The 19,836-nt window shown below is 33.2% G+C and carries 18 protein-coding genes; 5 read left to right on the forward strand and 13 right to left on the reverse strand.

What is annotated here, in order from left to right:
* The first annotated feature begins 3 nt into the window (after nt 1-3).
* A complete protein-coding gene (locus SLW70_RS16230; RefSeq protein WP_320889713.1) occupies nt 4-1,017 on the forward strand; it encodes an NAD-dependent epimerase/dehydratase family protein in 1,014 nt (337 codons plus the stop codon).
* A 262-nt stretch (nt 1,018-1,279) separates the two neighbouring features.
* On the opposite strand, the gene SLW70_RS16235 is transcribed toward SLW70_RS16230, so the two are convergent.
* The 5 genes from SLW70_RS16235 to htpG form a co-directional block, all read right to left on the reverse strand.
* The gene (locus SLW70_RS16235) at nt 1,280-3,184 is read right to left on the reverse strand and encodes a PQQ-binding-like beta-propeller repeat protein (RefSeq protein ID WP_320889714.1); all 1,905 of its coding nucleotides are present in this window, start codon (nt 3,182-3,184) and stop codon (nt 1,280-1,282) included.
* Between the two features lie 111 nt (nt 3,185-3,295).
* Nucleotides 3,296-5,437: a T9SS type A sorting domain-containing protein gene (locus SLW70_RS16240; RefSeq protein WP_320889715.1), complete on the reverse strand. Its 2,142-nt coding sequence runs from the start codon at nt 5,435-5,437 to the stop codon at nt 3,296-3,298.
* A gap of 179 nt (nt 5,438-5,616) precedes the next feature.
* Nucleotides 5,617-6,759, reverse strand: coding sequence for a helix-turn-helix domain-containing protein (locus tag SLW70_RS16245; protein WP_320889716.1), 1,143 nt, complete (start codon nt 6,757-6,759; stop codon nt 5,617-5,619).
* 453 nt (nt 6,760-7,212) lie between these two features.
* Nucleotides 7,213-7,860, reverse strand: coding sequence for a hypothetical protein (locus tag SLW70_RS16250; RefSeq protein ID WP_320889717.1), 648 nt, complete (start codon nt 7,858-7,860; stop codon nt 7,213-7,215).
* Between the two features lie 477 nt (nt 7,861-8,337).
* The gene (gene htpG / locus SLW70_RS16255) at nt 8,338-10,224 is read right to left on the reverse strand and encodes a molecular chaperone HtpG (protein WP_320889718.1); all 1,887 of its coding nucleotides are present in this window, start codon (nt 10,222-10,224) and stop codon (nt 8,338-8,340) included.
* A gap of 181 nt (nt 10,225-10,405) precedes the next feature.
* Here htpG and SLW70_RS16260 point away from each other — a divergent pair, with 181 nt between their 5' ends.
* On the forward strand, nt 10,406-10,882 hold the full coding sequence (locus SLW70_RS16260) for a lipocalin family protein (RefSeq protein WP_320889719.1): 477 nt from the start codon (nt 10,406-10,408) through the stop codon (nt 10,880-10,882).
* A 19-nt stretch (nt 10,883-10,901) separates the two neighbouring features.
* Nucleotides 10,902-11,597 carry an OmpA family protein gene (locus SLW70_RS16265; protein WP_320889720.1) on the forward strand — a complete coding sequence of 232 codons (696 nt, stop codon included), beginning with the start codon at nt 10,902-10,904 and terminating at the stop codon, nt 11,595-11,597.
* A 74-nt stretch (nt 11,598-11,671) separates the two neighbouring features.
* On the opposite strand, the gene SLW70_RS16270 is transcribed toward SLW70_RS16265, so the two are convergent.
* On the reverse strand, nt 11,672-12,262 hold the full coding sequence (locus tag SLW70_RS16270; RefSeq protein WP_320889721.1) for a hypothetical protein: 591 nt from the start codon (nt 12,260-12,262) through the stop codon (nt 11,672-11,674).
* Between the two features lie 128 nt (nt 12,263-12,390).
* Here SLW70_RS16270 and SLW70_RS16275 point away from each other — a divergent pair, with 128 nt between their 5' ends.
* Nucleotides 12,391-13,335: an ABC transporter ATP-binding protein gene (locus SLW70_RS16275; RefSeq protein WP_320889722.1), complete on the forward strand. Its 945-nt coding sequence runs from the start codon at nt 12,391-12,393 to the stop codon at nt 13,333-13,335.
* 631 nt (nt 13,336-13,966) lie between these two features.
* Nucleotides 13,967-14,974 carry a beta-ketoacyl-ACP synthase III gene (locus SLW70_RS16280; protein ID WP_320889723.1) on the forward strand — a complete coding sequence of 336 codons (1,008 nt, stop codon included), beginning with the start codon at nt 13,967-13,969 and terminating at the stop codon, nt 14,972-14,974.
* A 72-nt stretch (nt 14,975-15,046) separates the two neighbouring features.
* On the opposite strand, the gene SLW70_RS16285 is transcribed toward SLW70_RS16280, so the two are convergent.
* The 7 genes from SLW70_RS16285 to SLW70_RS16315 form a co-directional block, all read right to left on the reverse strand.
* Nucleotides 15,047-15,448, reverse strand: a complete 402-nt coding sequence (locus SLW70_RS16285) for a lysozyme inhibitor LprI family protein (RefSeq protein ID WP_320889724.1) — start codon at nt 15,446-15,448, stop codon at nt 15,047-15,049.
* 336 nt (nt 15,449-15,784) lie between these two features.
* On the reverse strand, nt 15,785-15,994 hold the full coding sequence (locus SLW70_RS16290) for a DUF86 domain-containing protein (protein WP_320891811.1): 210 nt from the start codon (nt 15,992-15,994) through the stop codon (nt 15,785-15,787).
* Entirely contained in the window at nt 15,995-16,138 is a 144-nt protein-coding gene (locus SLW70_RS16295; RefSeq protein ID WP_320889725.1) for a hypothetical protein, read from the reverse strand.
* On the reverse strand, nt 16,131-16,430 hold the full coding sequence (locus SLW70_RS16300) for a nucleotidyltransferase domain-containing protein (protein ID WP_320889726.1): 300 nt from the start codon (nt 16,428-16,430) through the stop codon (nt 16,131-16,133). Before SLW70_RS16300 ends, SLW70_RS16295 begins: the two co-directional genes overlap by 8 nt.
* A gap of 294 nt (nt 16,431-16,724) precedes the next feature.
* Complete coding sequence (locus SLW70_RS16305) at nt 16,725-17,270, reverse strand: hypothetical protein (RefSeq protein ID WP_320889727.1); 546 nt, start codon at nt 17,268-17,270, stop codon at nt 16,725-16,727.
* 84 nt (nt 17,271-17,354) lie between these two features.
* Nucleotides 17,355-17,933 (reverse strand): RusA family crossover junction endodeoxyribonuclease, encoded by a 579-nt coding sequence (locus tag SLW70_RS16310; protein WP_320889728.1) that lies wholly within the window; start codon nt 17,931-17,933, stop codon nt 17,355-17,357.
* Nucleotides 17,934-18,102: 169 nt separating this feature from the next.
* Complete coding sequence (locus tag SLW70_RS16315) at nt 18,103-19,401, reverse strand: hypothetical protein (protein WP_320889729.1); 1,299 nt, start codon at nt 19,399-19,401, stop codon at nt 18,103-18,105.
* Nucleotides 19,402-19,836 lie beyond the last annotated feature (435 nt).

Raw genomic sequence — 19,836 nt, forward strand, 5'->3', positions numbered from 1 at the left:
ATTATGAGCAACGAAATTTCATTAGTGACTGGCGGAAATGGACATTTAGGGAACAACCTAATTAGACTTTTACTTTCCAATAACCAAAAAGTAAGAACAACTGTAAGAGACATTAATAACACTGAACCTTTTAAAGCATTAGACTGTGAAATTGTTCAAGCTGATATTACCGACAGAGAATCTCTTAAAAAAGCATTTCAAGGAGTTACAAACTTATATGCTGTAGCTGCAAATTTTAGTATGTGGGCTAAAAATCCTAAAACTGAAATTTATGATAATAATATGCAAGGAACTCAAAATGTTTTTGACATTGCTAAAGAATGTGGCATCAAAAATATCGTTTATGTAAGTTCAGTTGCTAGTTTGGATTTTACAAAATTACCCGCTAATGTGGACAATGGATATAACAGAGACCGAAAAAATTGGTATTACAACTCTAAAAATGATTCTGATAAACTAGCATTAGAATTGGGAAAAAAGTATGGAATCAGAACTATTCTTGTTTTACCTTCTGCTATGATTGGCTCTAAAGCCTATAAATTAAGTTATACTAACAACCTTGTATTACAAGTTTTAAATGGTGAAATACCAGTAGATACTAACGTCACTTTAAATTGGATTGATGTCAAAGATGTAGCTTCTGGTATGTATAATGCTATGCGAAAAGGTAGAAATGGAGAACGTTATATTTTATCAAACGAGCAACACACTACGTTACAAGAAACAGTAAAAATAGCATCTGAATTATATCCTGAACTAAAAATAAAAACACCTAAAAAAGCACCAAAATGGTTATTGTACTCAGTAGCTGGTTTAATGGAGTTTAGCAGTAAACTTACTGGTAAAGAACCTTTATTACAAAGACACTACTTAGATATGTTTTATGGTTTAAAACAAGATTATGATATTAGCAAATCAAAAAAAGAATTAGATTTTAACCCTAAACCTTCAAGAAAAGCTCTGGAAGATGCTTTGAAATATTTGAAAACCGATTGGAAAAAAGAAAACGGTATATAACAATATATCAAAAACACAATACTGTTTAAACGCAGCCCCTACCGCACGAAATGCAATTCGACGAAGTCAATTCTTTTGTGTGGTTTCTTACTATTCCCCGCTTCCCAAAATAAGTAACATTTACGTAGCACACATAATCATGTTAGCTTCAATTCGAAGTGCAAAAAGATTTATTCTAAGAAAATAGCATAAAAAAAGAGACTGACGAAAATTTCTTTTCGACAGCCTCTCACCACACAAATTTAAACAACGAGATTAAATTTTATAAGTTATAAGCGTAAATCGTTTTGTCGTTTGCTTTATAATATAAAACACCCGCAATTTCATCTACCTGATACTCTGGCTTTTTGTCTTTAAGAAGTATTTCTTTATCAGCTTTACCAGTATCTTTATTCACTTTCACTAAGCCCACACCGCTATCCAATTTTGTTAATATAAACTGGGCATTTTCTGTGGCTGCTGTGGCTTTAAAACGTTTTGACATTACCTCAAAAGCAGTACTTCCTATAGAAGCAAACATATCGGCAGCCCGTTTGTTTTCTTTACCATAGTCGTTATAATTGCTTAAGTCATTAGCACTACCGTATGAGCTTGTTCTATTCGCCCCAGCTTTGGCTGCATGAGCCGCTGCCAATCCAGTTGCAGCTACAGCAGCTATTCCCGAAAGCACTTTTATAAAACCACTTTGTCCTGGCGATTTATAATACTCATGAAACTTATCTTTTCCTTGTGCATCTAACATAGCCACATTTTGAGAAGAACTTAAAAATATATTACCATTTCGGATTTCCATACTATTGGCTACTTCTTTTTCATCAAATTTTACTTTTGCAAAATCACTTACGTCCCCAGATTTAGCATCAATAGCAAAAACTTCTCCATCGGCTGCAATCAGATATCTGTTTTTTGCACTGTCAAACGTAGAGGCTACTGCAGCTGAATTTTTATATTTTAATGGTTTTTTCCATACCTGATCACCTGTTTTTAAGTTTACAATATTAGCATCTTCACTAGTGATATAAATTAAACCTTGAGGTGATTCGGCCATAACCATTATGTTCTCCCCTGTTTTTAAAGGCTTTTTAAACAATGTTTTTCCGTCAAATGATATTTTGTTGATTCCCCCTTGTTGTATCCCAAATAATATCCCATCCTCTTGTACATAAAAATGTTGTACATAGCCTTTTGTTTTTGGCGCTTTATCCCATAAATCTTCTCCCGATGATGCACTTAAAAAAGCGATTTCAGATTCATCTTTTGTTGCAAATACACTAGTGCTTCCTCCTGAACTTTTATCGCTTACGACTGCTATCCCTTGAGGCAAAATTTGGAAATTAGATACATTTCCTTGAACTTTCCTATCATCTTTCCACAGTTCGGCACCGTTACTTCCTATTTTATGAATGCGGGTATTTTTTCCGTTAGAAGTTGTTTCAAAGCCGTAGATTTCTTTTTCGGTTTCATCAGCCACCATCCAGTTTACACCTTTAATTTTACATTCCCATAAATCATCTCCTTTATGGGATTTAGCAATTAATCCTTGAGCCGTTGGTATAATCAACATGCTTTTCAATAGTAAAGGAGTCCCCGTGACACTAAAATCTTTTGCGATACCCACTCTTCCGGGCTTATCCAAGAAGAATTTATAATCTAATTTTTGAGCGCCTAAATCATAAACCGCTACTCTAGCCGTCATTTTTTCAGCTTTATCACCTTCTTTTTGTATTCCGCTAATGATTAGTTTATTTTGTGGCAAGACCACATTGCAAGTGTAAATTTGATTCCAATTTTCAGTCTCCGAATTAAAAATGACTTTTCCTGTGATATAATTTATAACTGCCCTTTTAGTTTTGGCAATTCCCGCAAATTTAGAATTCGCACCTTGTGAAACTACGATATACGGGGAAGCAGGTATAAAATCAGTTTCTTCTGGACTTAGTTTACCAAAGTCGTTGAATGTAAATATAGGCGTGCTTTTCTTTGGGTCGATACCCACTAATCCATCATTGGTTGCTGCAATTAAAATTCCTCCAACAGTTAGTGTCATTTCGTTAATTTTAGCACCTAAATCATAGGTCTGTTGAGGGGTTTCTGCTTTTTGTGCTGTTGTTAGATTTACCATTAGCATCCCGACTAACAGTAAAATACTTTTGTTTAAATTTCTCATAGTTCGTCTTAATTTTGTGTTGTTTAATTCGTTGGTTACAATTCAATTATGTGGTTTTGATACTATTAACAAGTCTATCAAATTTGATTTTAATGTAATTCTGAATCAATGCTAATCCTGTTTGAGGATCTTTTTAATTTCAGTTCTATGTTCTGTTTTTATTTTTAAAAAGTACATTCCAGAAGGTAAATCCGCTATATTCAATTGATGTTGCTGACTTTTTACATCTTGTGTACGCATCAATTTTCCATTCATATCAACTAATTGAACTTCCTCCATGTTTTCACTTGACTGAATAGTAATTACAGTTGTAGCTGGATTTGGAAATACTAAAACAGACTGATTGACAAAATTCTTCTCAGCCACACTTAGAGGAGTGTTATCAAGCGTATTTTGAACTATTCTTCCGTCTTCCCATACTGACACAAATGTATCTGCTGAAAAATAGTGCATGCCTTGCATTTTATCTGTAGACCCTCCTTGTTTATAGGGCACTATTAATTCTGTTGTCCAAGAAGCACCGCCATCACTACTTTTGTAAATCGTATTGTTGCTTACAGATACATCAGAAGTGTTATAACGGTTGATGTATAGATTGTTTGGTCCTGCAAGATGTAAAGACAAATTCAGTGCAACCGTAAAACTTGGTACATTAGGGTTGGGCGCGACAGTTATTAAAGAGTTTATCGTTCCAACCTTAGCATAGGTTGACCAGCCATCAGTCGTTTTAAAAATTAAAGTTGTGGAATCAGTGGAATTCGTAGCAATTATGTATCCAGTATTATCATCAACCATTTCTAAAATAACCCCTTGTATATTGGGCTCTGTAATTGTTTGAACGGTAGTTGTACTTCCATTTGTTTTATTCATTTCCAATATATTGGCTCCAGAAACAATTAACAATTTTCCAGAAGCTGTCACCGTACCATCAAATGAACCTCCTAGACTTCCTAGTATGTTCCAGCTTACACCTTGATCTTTTGAAATTAGATTTTGTCCATTTCGAAACAGTACTATCGTTGATAAATCCGCAGATGCTCTAAATTTTCTTGATATCCAGTTTACCCCATTTGAATACCTTTTATTCCAAGTTAATCCTGCATCATTCGAAACGTATATATTGCTTTGCCTGTCTCCTACTACCATTAATGTTTCATTAAAAACTTCACAGGCTTTTAAATCTTGGGTTCCCAGAGCAGTTGTAGATGGGGTGTAGGTTTTGCCTCTGTCATGTGTGTAGCTATAATTACCACTATTCCCAACAATTATCCCTTTGTTATTATAAAAGGAAACATCATTATAACTCGTCCTGGTAACACGTTGTTGCAATTGGGTCCAAGGCAAGCCTATGCCTTCTGAGAAATAGGTTGCAAATTGACCGTTCCAGCTAATTTGGCTTACTAAGTAATTCCCAACTTCATGTAGTCTTGCGGGAGTGTTTTTTGGCATCGGAATCGTTGAGGCTTGCCATGTAAGTCCTTTATCTACACTAACCTTCAAACCTGTAGTTGTAAAGTTCGCATAAATGGTATTTATATTTGGGGCATACACAAAAGTAGCATTGGTAGGAAAACTGCTAAAGGCAGTCCAACTATCTCCTCCGTTAGTGGTATAAAACCAACTACTTGCAGACACTATCCCTATCCCAGTTAACCCATCTAAAGGAACAAACTCACTTAAATTTGATGAAGAAGCTCCAACAGGTTTTTTATTGGTAAAAGTGAGTCCGCCGTCTGTACTAACATCAAAATCACTAGGTTTGGCTACAATCCACGTTTTTCCATCTTTATAACTGATAGGGCCATAAATTGTGGTTTTAACCAATGACCAAGTATTACCATCTGGAGAATGATAGTATTCGCCTGTCGATGTTGATATTTTTTTTCTTGCAAAAAAACCAGAATTAGTCGTTATAATTTTATCAAACGGAATGGCACTTTGGGTAAAACTTTGCCAATTATTGGTAGTGTACTGATAACTTCCTGTACCAGTAGTTGCAAAGCCTGTATCACCAATCATAACAAAGTTGTTTAATCGCTGATTATTGCTATCGTTTAGATAGGTCAAACTACCATTGCTTAAATCATAATTGATGATATAGGATTCTGAATATTTTCCAGCAGACAAAACAATAGAACTATTGCTTTTTTTGCCCCATCCATACCCATCAAATGATTCGGGATGATTTATAATTTGCGCTTTCCCAGTTAGAGCAATCAGTAAAATACTTCCTAATAGTAAAAGTTGTTTCATAGTGGTTTGTTTTCAAAAAATGTAACTTAAATACATACTATAATCTAGTATCATAAAAAATAGATTGATTTTTTAATCATCTACTTTTTACAAAATTATAGGATATGTGTTAGCATTTTCTAGAAAACTTGTCTCATCTTAGAACATGAGGCAAAATTATAACACTGTGCATCAATCAATTAAGATAGTAAGACAAAGTCGGTTGGATTTTTTCCTGTTACTTTTTTAAAAGACCTATAAAAAGAGGCTCTACTATTGAACCCAACTTCGGAGGCAATATTCTCGATTGTGTCCACTTTTGAATCGAAGGTTTTCAACATGATGATGGCTTCATCGACGCGTGCTTCATTTATAAAATCAAAAAAAGATTTTTTAAAATGTTGATTCAAAATTTGAGAAACTATATATGGTTGTTCTTCCACCATGTCTGAAAGTGCCGTCAAATTAAGTTTGTTGTCTTTGAACACTTTGTCGGTTTTTATCAATTCTTCCAAGACAGTAATGGTACTGTCCCATCGGCCATCTTGTATCCAATTGGTCGATTTACAACTGGTATATTCTGTAATTCTTTTGTTCTCAGCGACCAGAGCATTAAAGGATTCATGGCTAAAAATAGCGTTGTTTTTGATAGAGAAAGTAATGACAAACAAATATATCACTGTCATTACTACAGGTAAAATACCATAATCAACAATATTAGCGGGTAACAAAATATAGAATACTACCAACAAGAAGTTAAGTATTGCCATGAGCAAAATAAATTGTCGGGCAAACAACAACTTTACTGATTCGGTTGCGGATAAATTATTTTTAACCGCAATTCGATATTTTTTAATATCGATAAATAATTCTACCAGATAAATCATCTGGCAGATGTAAAACACAACATTGTACATATCCATGATTTTTGGATACTCATCTGTGCTCAAGTGATTGATGTAGTTTGTTTGCTCCGTTGAGCTAAGCAAACAGAAGTCTAGTAGCAGTACTATACTAAACAAAATTGTAACAGCAGAAGCAATAACTAGATAGGTCTTAATCTTTTTAGTATTTCCAATTAAAATGTGCAGGTATTTATATACCGTAATTGGAAATAAATTGGCTATCATTTGGACAAAAAAGAAAAAATAAGGTGCCGAATGAATCAGTCCTGTATTAATCAAAATATTATCAAAAAAGTATAAGCCCGGAATCGCAAATATTACAGCTAAAAGGTAATTGGGATAGCTGTTATTTTTCCTAATTAAAAGAAAAGTACACAACACCACAATATTGAATACGGCAAGAATATTCAAAATCGTATATATGATGTTCTCTTTCATTCTTTTTATTTAATGCTAGTTGGTGAAACTTAACAGCTTTTTTAGAAGTGATTTCTATCGAAAAAACAATCGAGAAAACGGCAAAATTGTTTCGCTGCCTGAGCAATAAACAATTATTTAAATCACCTAAGGTTTCGAAAATACAAATTCCGACTAAAGAATCAAACTTATGGCGATTTATTTTTTATAAAGCAAACGGAAAAGTTACCCATTGTTGCTTTCATCGGTTCGCAAAATCTCCTGACTTTTGACTACTCTTGTTGATTGTATTTTGTGAATGATTCTGGGTTGTAGCTTTATCGATTTGTAACCTCTTAAAAATAGCATTTTGTGTAAAAGTCAGGAGACTTTTTTTAACGATTTCGTTTATAACAAAATTTTAAAATTGCGCAAAGTCAGAGACATTTGCGCAGCACTTATAATAATGTATAGGTACGGTTCGAAGAGCAGGGTCTAGTATTTAAATAGGTTTTTTGCAAGATTTATTTTATTGTCGATTGCGTCAAAATATTCAACATAGTCTGTCAAATCTGCGTCAATCCAATTCAATATTTCGTAAATTTCATTTTTGATGTTTTCCGCATATGTGAAATCTATGGTGTTTCCATTAAAGCAAATTGGTTCATTATGATAAACTCTATTTCTGAATTCTCTTATCCTGTTGAGTTTTTGGTTTATTGCACTTCTATTAACTCCTGCTGGCTTATTTCTAAATGAGTGTATAACGATTCCGCCAATTAATCGATAATGATGAGTATCAAATAGACTTGTCCAAAAACCCAAAGATTGTTCAGCAACAACTTTTCCAGCTGTTACTAATCCCCCTTTTCGTCTTATGGTTCTTTCAGCACTTAGAATTGAATTTTTAAGAAAAAATCTTGATCCAGTTAATGAATGGTCATTCATAAAACCATTTTTTTCTGTAATTATCCAATTTGGATTTGCAAAATGTGCAGATACCTGATAATTAAAAATATTCCTTAAGAATATCTCAAAGAGATTTAATATTGGATAAAAAGATTGAGAAACTCTTAGATTAGCACGGTACAATTTTTGAGCCTTTACTTTTGAATTAGCAGTAGCTAGTAGGAATCTGTTCAATCTAGGTTGAGAAAGGTAGTATTCAAGCTTATTATATTCCATTAATTTTTTCTTAAAAAGGTTGATTTTATAAATATAAGTGTTTATATTTGTAACGTAATGCTTAATCAAGCCTCTTTTCTAATAAAGAAAACGTAATTAAGTGAAAGATTTATTTAAGCTCTTTGGTTTATTCCAAAGGGCTTTTTTTAATATTACGCACAACGTTTTATACTCGCTACTTTATAACGCATTATTAATTCTCAAATATATTAAAATATTCTTACAAAATACAAATAGCTCTTATGAAAACAAAAACGTTCCAGTTTAGCCCCGATAGCAGTGAAAATCCTCTTGTATGGCGATAGCCAATGCAAGAGATTGTAACGAATAGCGGGAGGATTAGTCAATAGAAACCAAATCGTTCTGCTCCTAAATAAAAAAAACCTGCCAGTTTGCACTAGCAGGTCTTCATACTTAATTCTGTTTATTGGATACTTATTTAATCATTTCGAAACTACGTTTTACAAAGGCAGTTAGATCTTCTCCTTTTAATAAGTTTTGTGATAATTTAGCCAAGTCTAGGGCTTGTTTTACCAAACTTTCTTGAGCTGCTTTATCCGTATTGTTCAGGATGTTGGTTGCCAATTCAGAGTTGGTGTTTACCACTAAATTGTACATCTCTGGCATATTACCCATTCCGAACATTCCGCCACCACCGGATTGACTCATTTCTTTCATACGGCGCATGAATTCTGGTTGCGTGATGATGAATGGTGCTGATTGACTGTCTAACGCTTGCAATTGTACGGTATATTTTTGTTTTGGAACAATAGTTTCAACAACTGATTTTAGATTGTTTTGCTCTTCTTCTGACAACTTCGAAATTGCATTTTCTTCTTTCTTGATTAAGTTATCAATATGGTCAGAATCTACACGAACAAAAGTCAATCCTTGGTTATCACCCTCGATTTTTTGAATCAAGTGCGAGATAATTGGAGAGTCTAGTAATAAAACTTCGTAACCTTTTTCTTGAGCGATTTCGATATACGAGTGTTGTGCTTCTTTGTTTCCTGCATAAAGCACAACCGTTTTTCCGTCTTTGTCGGTTTGTTTTTCCTTGATAGCTTCTTTTAATTCTTCAAGAGTATAGAATTTATCATTAACCGTTGGGTACAATACGAATGAACCTGCTTTTTCGTAGAACTTATCCTCAGAAAGCATTCCGTATTCCAAAACGATTTTGATATCATTCCATTTTTTCTCAAAATCGGAACGGTTTTCATTGAACAACGATTTCAATTTATCGGCTACTTTACGCGTGATGTAGTTTGAAATTTTCTTCACTGCACCATCCGCTTGTAAGCTAGAACGCGAAACGTTCAATGGAATATCTGGAGAGTCAATAACTCCTTTTAACATCGTCAAGAATTCAGGCACAATACCTTCTACGTTATCTGTAACGTATACTTGGTTTTGGTACAATTGAATTTTGTCTTTTTGAATTTGCATATCGGAACCCAAACGAGGGAAATACAAGATACCCGTTAAGTTAAATGGATAATCTACATTCAAGTGAATGTTGAATAATGGGTCTTCGAACTGCATTGGGTACATTTCGCGGTAAAAACCTTTGTAATCTTCATCGGTTAATTCTGCTGGCGCTTTGGTCCAAGCTGGATTAGGATTGTTGATGATATTATCTACCTCGATAGTTTCGGCTACATAATCTTCTGGAGCGTCTTCTGGTTTAGGTAAGGTTTCTGTTTTAGTTCCAAATTTAATAGGAATAGGCATGAACTTGTTGTATTTGTTCAAAAGTTCACGAATTCTAAATTCTTCCAAAAATTCTAATGAATCTTCAGCAATATGTAAGATGATTTCAGTACCACGTGACGTTTTGTCTGCTGGTTCTAATGAAAATTCTGGGCTACCATCGCAAGTCCAATGTGCTGCTGGTTCGTCTTTATAGGATTTAGTGATGATTTCTACTTTTGAAGCCACCATAAAAGCCGAATAAAAACCAAGACCAAAATGACCAATGATTCCAGAATCTTTTGCTGAGTCTTTGTATTTCTCTAAGAACTCTTCAGCTCCAGAAAAAGCCAATTGGTTGATGTATTTCTCCACTTCATCAGCAGTCATACCAATCCCTTGGTCAATGATGTGGAGTTTCTTTCCTTCTTTATCGATTTTAACTTCAATAATTGGGTTGCCATATTCTACGCTGGCTTCGCCAATACTGATAAGGTGTTTTAATTTTGAGGTTGCATCTGTCCCATTTGAAATTAATTCACGTAAAAAAATCTCGTGATCACTGTATAGGAACTTTTTGATAAGAGGGAAGATGTTTTCTACCGAAACATTAATTTTTCCTGTTGTCATATGTTAAAAATTTTAATTGGGTTTTACAATCGCTCAAATTCTTTCAAATAAAATACCAATTCTATACTAGGTGACAAATTGGCGGTAGTGAAAATTTTGAAATAAAAAAATTTAAATATGAAACTTATATTGTCCTTAGGATTGTATCTTTGTCTGAGTTTAACTATAAAACGATAACTAGATGAAAAAAATTATTTTAATAGGTGCAATGTCTTTAATGATGTTTGCTTGCAAGACAAGTTCAGTTACCAATACACAATTGGACAGAAAATCAGAAGTTGCAATGAAAGGGAACTGGGTAATCAGCTCCGTAAGCTATCCTGGTTCTGAATACATCAAAGTAAACTCTTTTGAAATCGCGGATTCAAAGTGTTTTGAAGGAAGTGCTTGGAAATTTGTTTCTAATAACAATAAAGGAACAATGGACTTAACAAATGCTAATTGTGCTGCTTTTAGTTCTCCAATTACTTGGTTTGTTAACAAAGAAGGACAATTTGTTTTGAAAGTTTTAAATGCTGGTGAGAAAGCTAAAAAAGTGAGAAATGGTTATATCTTAAAAGTAGCTAATCAAACAGAATCTTCGTTCCAGTTAATTGACAAAATCAATGTTGGAGGAAAACTAACAGATGTGGTGTATCAATTTCAAAAAACTAACTAATTAAATAAAAAACATAGATATGAAAAAGATTTCTGTAATTGCTTTGGCACTAGTAATGTCAATTGGAACGTTTTTTACAAGTTGTGAATCTCTTAAAAATACTAATAATACACAAAGAGGTGCTGGTATAGGTGCTGTTGCAGGTGCGGTTATTGGAGGAGTTTTGGGAAACAACTTAGGTAAAGGAGGAAATACTGCTGTAGGTGCTGTTCTTGGTGGTGCTGTAGGTGGAGTTGTAGGTGGAGTTATTGGTAATAAAATGGATAAACAAGCCAGACAAATTGACCAAGCTTTACCAGGTGCTGAAGTAGAAAGAGTTGGTGAAGGAATTAAATTAGTATTAAACGAAAACGCAGTGCGTTTTGACACTAATAAATCGACTTTGACAGCTGCTGCTAAAGCAAACTTAGATAAATTAATCCCAGTTTTCCAAGAGTACGCTGATACTAATATCACTATTTTTGGTTACACTGACAGTACAGGTTCTGCTGATTATAACTTGAAACTTTCTGGTGAAAGAGCGTCTTCTGTAAAAAGCTATTTAGTAGCTAAAGGATTGTCTTCTTCAAGATTTAAAGTAACTGGTTTAGGAATTGCTGATCCTATTGCTTCAAATGAAACTGTAGAAGGTAGAAGTAAAAACCGTCGTGTTGAGTTTGCTATTACTGCAAATGAAAAAATGATACAAGACGCACAAAAAGAGGAAGGAAAATAAAACATCGTTCTTAATAAATAGAAAAAGGGTTTTCAGTTATGCTGAAAACCCTTTTTTTTTTTGATTTAAGAACTTTAGTATTCTATAAAACGATACATCAATCCAACACTCAAATTAAAAAGATATCCTACTTGAGGAACCGCTAAGTCTTGGTAGGTAGGACTCCCATCAAAATTATAGTTTTGATTGGTATTCATTACTAAAGAAGCATCCACAATTAGATCAAGTCCATCTATGATTTTATATTTGGGCGTAATCCCCATCATAAAATTGATATTCGTATCTGACACATTTGCCGAAGAAGGTTGTAGTGAAGACATTCCCATTCCAGCATGAGCCAAAACAAAAAAACTATCATAATAGCTTTTGTCAAAAATTAAATTTGAGAGATTCGCCATTAGTTGCACATCTGCTCTTTTGGAATTAGAAAACCCATTAGCATTACTAAAGTCATCCTTAGCATAATCTATTTTTACCCCGACTAAACTATTATGCATATACCCTACTCCAAAACCTATATGTGAAAAATTGTAGATTTTAGGAGATATTGATGCATTAAGTCCTGCTTTTGTTTCTACAAAAAACTGAGAATAACTCAATTGAGAAAAACCCAGAATCAGTAGCAGTAGTAGTGTAAATGAACAATTAAAAGGTTTGAATTTCATCTGTCTTTATTTTTTGTTATGGTATTTGTGCGCTAAAGTAATTTTTTTATGTTAGTTAAGCGAATCCTAGTTCTTTTTATTAATGAAACTAATCTATCTTTGCAGTCTCAAAAAAGATTCTTTTCAAAATGCTTCAAGTTAAAAATATTTCATTCGCTTATTCTGACCAACCTGTTCTAAAAAATATTCATTTTTCCATTCAAAAAGGTCAAAACATTGCCGTTATTGGAGAAAGTGGGTGTGGTAAAAGCACTTTACTAAAAGCAATATATGGATTGTTTGATTTAGATGAAGGTAGTATTTTTTGGAATAAAAATGAAATATTGGGCCCAAAATTTCACTTGGTACCCGGAATGCCATTTATCAAATACTTGTCTCAAGATTTTGACTTGATGCCCTATGTCACTGTAGCAGAAAACGTTGGGAAATACCTTTCTAATATTCACCTTGACAAAAAAAATGACCGGATACAAGAGTTATTAGAAATAGTCGAAATGACAGAATATGCAAATGTGAAGGCAAAATATTTAAGTGGCGGTCAGCAACAACGTGTTGCTTTGGCACGTGCATTGGCCTTAGAACCCGAAATATTATTGCTTGACGAACCTTTTAGCCATATCGATAACTTCAGAAAAAATGCGCTACGTCGTAATTTATTTGCGTATTTAAAAGCCAAAGGAGTGACTTGCATTGTTGCCACTCATGACAGCACTGATGCTCTTTCATTTGCTGACGAAACCATCGTTTTACGTAAAGGCGAAATCATAGATATGGCCGATTCTCAAAGTTTATACGAGAATCCTATTAATAAATATGTCGCCTCCCTTTTTGGCGAAGTCAACGAATTACAATTATCGGATATTGTGGTGGTTGATGGTATTGACGAACAAGTTTTATTGTATCCACATCAGCTTAAACTTGTTGAAAATGGCTTGATGCAAGTGGTTGTTAAACAATCCTATTTCAAAGGAAGTTATTATTTAATAAAAGCGGTATTCAACAGACGAGTTATCTTTTTTGAGCATGAAACCGCCTTGCCTGTAAATGAAGAGGTACGACTGATGATTGCTTAGTTTTTTTTTAACTGCAAAGGTAATTAAACACTAAGAGCACAATGGAAGCACGAAGCTCACGAAGATTTTTCTTGATTTCTTTAATTTCTCTAATCTGTATTCCTTTTTTACCGCAAAGACGCTAAGTGTTTAAACACTAAGGGCGCAAAGGAAGCACGAAGTACACGAAGATTTTTGGAATTTCTTTAATTTATGTAATCTGTGTTCCTTTTTTTACCGCAAAGACGCAAGGTATTTAAACACTAAGAGCACAAAGGAAGCACGAAGCTCACGAAGATTTTTCTTGATTTCTTTAATTTCTCTAATCTGTGTTCCTTTTTTTACCGCAAAGACGCTAAGTTTTTAAACACTATGAGCACAAAGGATGCACGAAGATTTTTCTTGATTTCTTTAATTTCTCTAATCTGTGTTCCTTTTTTTTACCGCAAAGACGCTAAGTTTTTAAACACTAAGAGCACAATGGAAGCACGAAGCACACCATTTTTAATTTCTTTAATTTTTTCAATCTGTGTTCCTTTATCAATACATAATTATATTAAAAAAACCAGCATTTAAGAAAAACCCAAAACTTTAATTAAAATATTGCATAAAAAGTAGTAATTTGGGAGTTACTAACTTTATTCTTAAAACTATGTTCCATTCGAAAATATCAGGTTTAGGTTTTTATGTTCCTTCTAATGTGGTGACTAATGATGATTTATCAAAAATTATAGATACAAATGACGAATGGATTCAGGAACGTACCGGGATTCAAGAACGCCGTCATATTATCAAAGGCGAAGACACAACCACTTCAATGGGAGTAAAAGCAGCGAAAATCGCTATTGAACGCGCTGGAATTAGGAATGAAGATATTGATTTTGTGGTTTTTGCAACTTTAAGCCCGGATTACTATTTTCCAGGACCTGGTGTTTTGGTGCAACGCGATTTAGGATTGCGAACCGTGGGCGCTTTGGATGTTCGCAATCAATGCTCTGGATTTATTTATGCATTGTCCGTTGCTGATCAATACATCAAATCAGGGATGTATAAAAACATCTTGGTGATTGGTTCGGAAGTGCATTCTACTGGTTTGGATATGACCACAAGAGGACGTGGTGTTTCGGTGATTTTTGGCGATGGTGCCGGAGCTGCTGTTTTGAGTAGAGAAGAAGATTTAACCAAAGGTATCCTTTCGACCCACTTACACTCTGAAGGTGTTCATGCAGAAGAATTGATTCTAAAAGCTCCCGGTATGGGTGGCCGCTGGGTTACTGATATCCTTGAAGAAAACAACCCTGATGACGAAAGTTATTACCCTTATATGAATGGTCAATTTGTCTTTAAAAATGCTGTTGTGCGCTTTAGTGAAGTAATCAATGAAGGATTAAAAGCGAACAATTTGACTGTTTCGGATATTGATATGTTGATTCCGCACCAAGCGAACTTGAGAATCTCGCAATACATCCGAAAGAAATTTGGTTTATCCGACGACCAAGTACACAACAACGTTCAAAAATACGGAAATACAACTGCGGCCTCTGTGCCTATTGCTTTGACTGAAGCTTGGGAACTAGGAAAAATCAAAAAAGGCGACACTGTTGTTTTAGCCGCTTTTGGTAGTGGATTTACTTGGGCGAGTGCGATTATTAAGTGGTAGGTTTTGAGGGATTAATTGTTTAAAGGTTTAATTGTTTAAGGGTTTAAAAGGTAAACGGACGTTTTTGTTTTTTTATTCTTTCATTCTAACGGAACCTAAACAAACTTCTCCCTCTTCAATACCTGTCAGCCAAATTTTCAAAGTTTTTATTCTTTCTTCAGTAAGTCTTGTTAAATGGCTATTCCAGCACATGGGAAAAACAGATCCATAATTCAATTGTTTATCAATTTCAGGAAATAAAGCATTCATTTCTGCATCACGAAATTTAATCCATAGATTTTGAGCTATCTTTAATTTTGATATAAAAACAGGATTCTCTTTGTAATCTTTTAAAATCGCACTATAGACTTGGTTAAGCTCTTTGTCGGCTTTTAAATATTTTTGGTATTCATTACTGTTCATTTCAGTTTGTGTTTGTCCAAAACAAAACATAGAGGTTAAGAAAAGGATATAAAATAGAATTTTGTTTTTCATGTTTTAGATTTTTTATTAGTGATGAGATTCTATATAGGTTATCTTTAATTCGGATGTTGCTGCTCTGGGTGAATTTATTTTATTGAGTGTAAGGATTTCTAATCCATACTACCTTTTAGTTGCACTCGAAAAGGCGGTTGAGCAATTGCAAAAACTCCTATTTTAGGTTCAACCATTACTTTGTAAAGTCTAAGGCAGAAAGTCTATCAGTCTTTAACTGATGTTTATATCGAATTGAATCCATTATTTGAAGTTTATCCCGAATTTATTTCGGGAGTGGTGTAAGAGGTGTAGTCTATTAGTTTCTAGCAGAGCCGACTACTTGACAGGTAGCAGTTATTTTTCTTCCTTTGGGATTAAATTATCAATCTCGATTTTCAAATTCGGCAAATGGTTTATTAAGACTGACCAAATGTTTTCGTCAGAAATATTGTCATAAGCATGAATTACATGATTTCGGAGTCCTATAATTGCTTTTGCATTTGATATTTTCTCAATATAAGAAACGTCTCGAGTAATTATTCGGTTAATTGCTTCACCAATAATTTAAAGATTTCTTTCGACAGCTCTTTTTAGCATTAAGTTGTTTCTGTATTTGAAAAAATCACTTTCTTCATTAGGGAAGAATTCGTTAATTTCATCGATGGACATTTTTACATCAAATAACCATTTAAGAATCCTTTCATCCATAAATTAATTCTTTTGATTTGTCGATTGATTTAATTAAGATTGGATTTTTTAAAGTCTGTTCTTCGAGTAGGTCAACTTCACGACCAAATAAAGACTCTAGTTTTTCTTTGAAATCTATGTAATTATCAAAATATTTTGAAAGTTCAATTTGCTTAAACTTAACTAATAAATCTACATCGCTTTTTTCGTTAAAACTTGAATTTAAAGAAGAACCAAAAAGATATAGTTTTTCCACGTTGTGTATTAAACAAAGTTTTTTTAAGCTATCTATATTTTTATCAATAATTCTCATAAAGCTAATTTAAACAAAAATATTTTCTAAATTTCATATAAGCCGAATAATTACTGCTTATGTCAGCCTGTGAAAAAACTGGCATTTATTTCAATCTAATATAAGTAAATACTTTTATCGTTAGCAAGAAAAGTTGTGTGTTTAAATATGTAGTATATCAGTGAAATTCCTCGTAATCAAATGGTGTTTTCTTTAGAAGTTTTGGGAGCTTAAACGAGCTTGTTTTTAGGTTTGATTTTTAAATGCTAAATTTTTGTGGGTGTTGTGCAACGGTTACGTGTGTTGGTGGTAGTTCTATTCTTCAACGTTGTTTTTTTGTTTACTTTTTGACAAGTTTGAAATTACAATTGTTATAAGTAGAGAAAAAATCAAACCTAATATCCATTTATTTAAATCAATAACAGTTTCAACTTTATCTTTTATCATTTCAATTTGTAAAGTATTTTCTTTTTTTATATTTTCAATATCTTTATTTATAAGTGGTATTGTTAAAGATTTTTCGGGGTTTTCAATTATGATATCGCTTAATGTTTGAATTTTATTTTCTAATTCTTTAATTCGCAATTCATTCGGAGATGAAACTGTTATTGCAGTATCTTTAATTCGTAACCTATTTTCTAATTCATTTATTCGTTTTTTAAGCTCAACATTTTGCTTTTCGATTTCGATTTTTTGAGAATCATTATTAGTAAATATAGTTGAGATAAAATAGTATGAAATAACTGCAATTCCCAAAACTGAAATTAGAGTTGTAAAAAAATTGAAGATTCTCAAATATTTTCTTTTTCTAGTATCTTGACCAAATTTCTTTTGCAATTCGATAAATTCTTGTTTATTCATTTTTTATTATTGATTAATAATCGTGTTAAATTTTATATTTTGCAGGCGAATTACATCTAACGTTTGCGAGGATTAGCTGAAGTACTACTTCTTTTTTGACATTGCTTCTTCGTATTCTTGATCACTGATTTCGATAAAATCGTAAAATTTTATCTCACTTAACAAACTTGGTTTGTTGTCGATTATTCTAACACCAACAATAATTCCTGATAGTTGTGGAACAAGTTCATCTTGAATTACGTGTTTATATACATACAAACTTCTTACTTGTGAATCGTCTTCGAAAACTTTACCATTCATTATATCCAACACACATTTAGCAATATTGTCAGCGTCCACGTTTTTTAAGCGCTTTTCCGACATTTTTACATTCATGATAACTTCAAGCTGAATAGGATTTTTGTATGGATGGTTTTCATTTAGCATTTCATTAATACAATCTGTAAATCTTGCTTCAAACTTTTTTAAATTGTCTTTCGCTTTGTTATTTGAAGCGTAGAATTCACCTTCAAGCTTTTGTTCTTCACCATTTTCGTCAATGTAAGTTATAGTTTTAGGGACAATTGGTTTAAATTTATCTTGTTTGGTTGGAATATCATCAAAGCCTCCAATGTATCCACATATGTAATCGAATTCGGGATTATAAACTTGTTTTGCTTTCATATTCAATGTTTTGCGGTTTTTTCAAGCATTTCAGTTAACGGTCTCGGCTATGACTAGTTCCGTGGGTTAGCACTTAACTTTACAAGTACACACCACACTGAAAATCCGTGAGGAATTTCCAAAGTAAGCGTGAACAAGCAATTACTTATAGCCAATGTTGCCAGTAGTTTTATTCTGTTGGATTTTCCATTGGATGAAATGCCGCTACTCGACCATCAGCCAAAATATGTAGGGAATAGTGATTCCCATTAAAATATAATGACCTATCGCCATAAATTCTAAAATCATTTCCTTCTTTTAATTTCTCGTTTATCTTTGGTTTTAAATCTTCTATAGCAATTTTTAAAATTCGCTTAATATCTTTTTGAGTGTATTGAAATTTTGTTTTATTCTCAAAATGACCTTCAATAGCGAGTTCATCACAATGTCTTAAAAATATATGAAGGAATCCTTCGTAATCCCAATAAATTGGCGTAACCATTTCGTGATAATCAAGGCTTTCGGTTTCAAATTGAACTCTTGAATTTTGAAGTTCAGCATAAATATCAGGATATTCTTCTTCAAATTGTTCAAAATTTTTATTAGTTGACCTCTTAATTTCTTTTTTGATTGCTTCAATTCTCTCTACTTTGCGAGCTTGTAGAAATTCGTTAAATTCTAAAAGTTCTACTTTACTTATATCTTTGGCGTAAAGTTTAGCCTCAAGTTCAAAAAACCTAACTTTTGCCAACTTTTGACCATTTTCGTCAAAACCATTTTCTTTTATAAAATCATAGCTTTCAGAACCAGGTTTTAGATACATCGAAAGCCCACAGAATTTAGCAATTTCTTCCTCGATTAGAATGTCTCCATTTTTAATTCTCCGACTATATAACCATAAATATGCTCTATTGGGATCAAAGTCATTTTGGTCGACATTTACTGTAATCGTGTTAGGAATATCTTTTATTCCAGTCTGATTGTAAGATTTTACAACTGGAAAGTCTGAAGCTAAAACTTCATAAATATCCCCTGAAACAAACCCGTTTTCGATTAGTTCTTTCTTTTGTTCGTCAGAAAGTGTCTCGTGTTTTGAACAGTCAATTTTTACTAATCCATTTGTTCTTGGTGCATTTTCTTGGGAAATTGCATTTTCTAACGCCTCTCGTTCTTTCTTATAAAATGTTAGAACTCCACCAATATTTCTCCCAAATTTTCCAGCTGATTCTGAAAATTTATGAAACTCTATTGATATGTACTTGCGTTCATATTGTCCATACATTGCATATAGCTCTTCTACAGAAAACTGAAATCTTTCAGAGAGTTGCTTCTCTATATCTTCTTTGAAATTTTTAAGTTGTGTTTCATATGTAGCGATTTGAGCAGTTAAAAATTCTCGTCTTTCGGTATTTTTTTCTGGAAGTTCAGACAATTCTTTTTTTGCATTAGCAACTTGATTTTCGACCATATCATTTAAGAAATATAGCATTCCATCATTTATTTTACTTTTTATTCCAAACATCTGTTATTAAATTAGTGCGAACTTATTTATATCCTCAGTTTTCATTCTTTTAGTTATGCCTATAGAACTAATTTTACTTAGACAAGCTCAACTCAAGTTGCATTTTATTTTTACGGCTAATATATTCATTTTTTCTTACAAATGCATTTAAGCTAATATGAAAATAATAACGCCATTTGTAGCCCTGATCGAAGCGGCATCCTCTTGTGCAGCGATAGCAGGCACAAGAGATAGAGCGGAGAGCAGGAACAATCGCAACTAAGCTACACGAATCGCTCTGCTCCAAGAAAAAGAATTAAAGCGTTTGAAATGGCAGTTCGGCTAGGTCAGTTTTACTTAATTTTCCCTCCTTTACAACCCTGAACAAATAACGCGGCACTCTTTTCCCATTTGCTCCATTAT

This window comes from Flavobacterium sp. NG2 (genome assembly GCF_034119845.1).
In the GTDB taxonomy this organism is placed as follows: domain Bacteria; phylum Bacteroidota; class Bacteroidia; order Flavobacteriales; family Flavobacteriaceae; genus Flavobacterium.

Bases quoted from the DNA above. Each gene is read 5' to 3' on its own strand.
- SLW70_RS16305 (WP_320889727.1), bottom strand. From the start codon at position 17,270: ATGAATAAACAAGAATTTATCGAATTGCAAAAGAAATTTGGTCAAGAT.
- SLW70_RS16230 (WP_320889713.1), top strand. From the start codon at position 4: ATGAGCAACGAAATTTCATTAGTGACTGGCGGAAATGGACATTTAGGG.
- SLW70_RS16240 (WP_320889715.1), bottom strand. From the start codon at position 5,437: ATGAAACAACTTTTACTATTAGGAAGTATTTTACTGATTGCTCTAACT.
- SLW70_RS16280 (WP_320889723.1), top strand. From the start codon at position 13,967: ATGTTCCATTCGAAAATATCAGGTTTAGGTTTTTATGTTCCTTCTAAT.
- SLW70_RS16235 (WP_320889714.1), bottom strand. From the start codon at position 3,184: ATGAGAAATTTAAACAAAAGTATTTTACTGTTAGTCGGGATGCTAATG.
- SLW70_RS16275 (WP_320889722.1), top strand. From the start codon at position 12,391: ATGCTTCAAGTTAAAAATATTTCATTCGCTTATTCTGACCAACCTGTT.
- SLW70_RS16265 (WP_320889720.1), top strand. From the start codon at position 10,902: ATGAAAAAGATTTCTGTAATTGCTTTGGCACTAGTAATGTCAATTGGA.
- SLW70_RS16285 (WP_320889724.1), bottom strand. From the start codon at position 15,448: ATGAAAAACAAAATTCTATTTTATATCCTTTTCTTAACCTCTATGTTT.
- SLW70_RS16310 (WP_320889728.1), bottom strand. From the start codon at position 17,933: ATGAAAGCAAAACAAGTTTATAATCCCGAATTCGATTACATATGTGGA.
- SLW70_RS16270 (WP_320889721.1), bottom strand. From the start codon at position 12,262: ATGAAATTCAAACCTTTTAATTGTTCATTTACACTACTACTGCTACTG.
- SLW70_RS16300 (WP_320889726.1), bottom strand. From the start codon at position 16,430: ATGAGAATTATTGATAAAAATATAGATAGCTTAAAAAAACTTTGTTTA.
- SLW70_RS16245 (WP_320889716.1), bottom strand. From the start codon at position 6,759: ATGAAAGAGAACATCATATATACGATTTTGAATATTCTTGCCGTATTC.
- SLW70_RS16295 (WP_320889725.1), bottom strand. From the start codon at position 16,138: ATGGATGAAAGGATTCTTAAATGGTTATTTGATGTAAAAATGTCCATC.
- SLW70_RS16260 (WP_320889719.1), top strand. From the start codon at position 10,406: ATGAAAAAAATTATTTTAATAGGTGCAATGTCTTTAATGATGTTTGCT.
- SLW70_RS16315 (WP_320889729.1), bottom strand. From the start codon at position 19,401: ATGCTATATTTCTTAAATGATATGGTCGAAAATCAAGTTGCTAATGCA.
- htpG (WP_320889718.1), bottom strand. From the start codon at position 10,224: ATGACAACAGGAAAAATTAATGTTTCGGTAGAAAACATCTTCCCTCTT.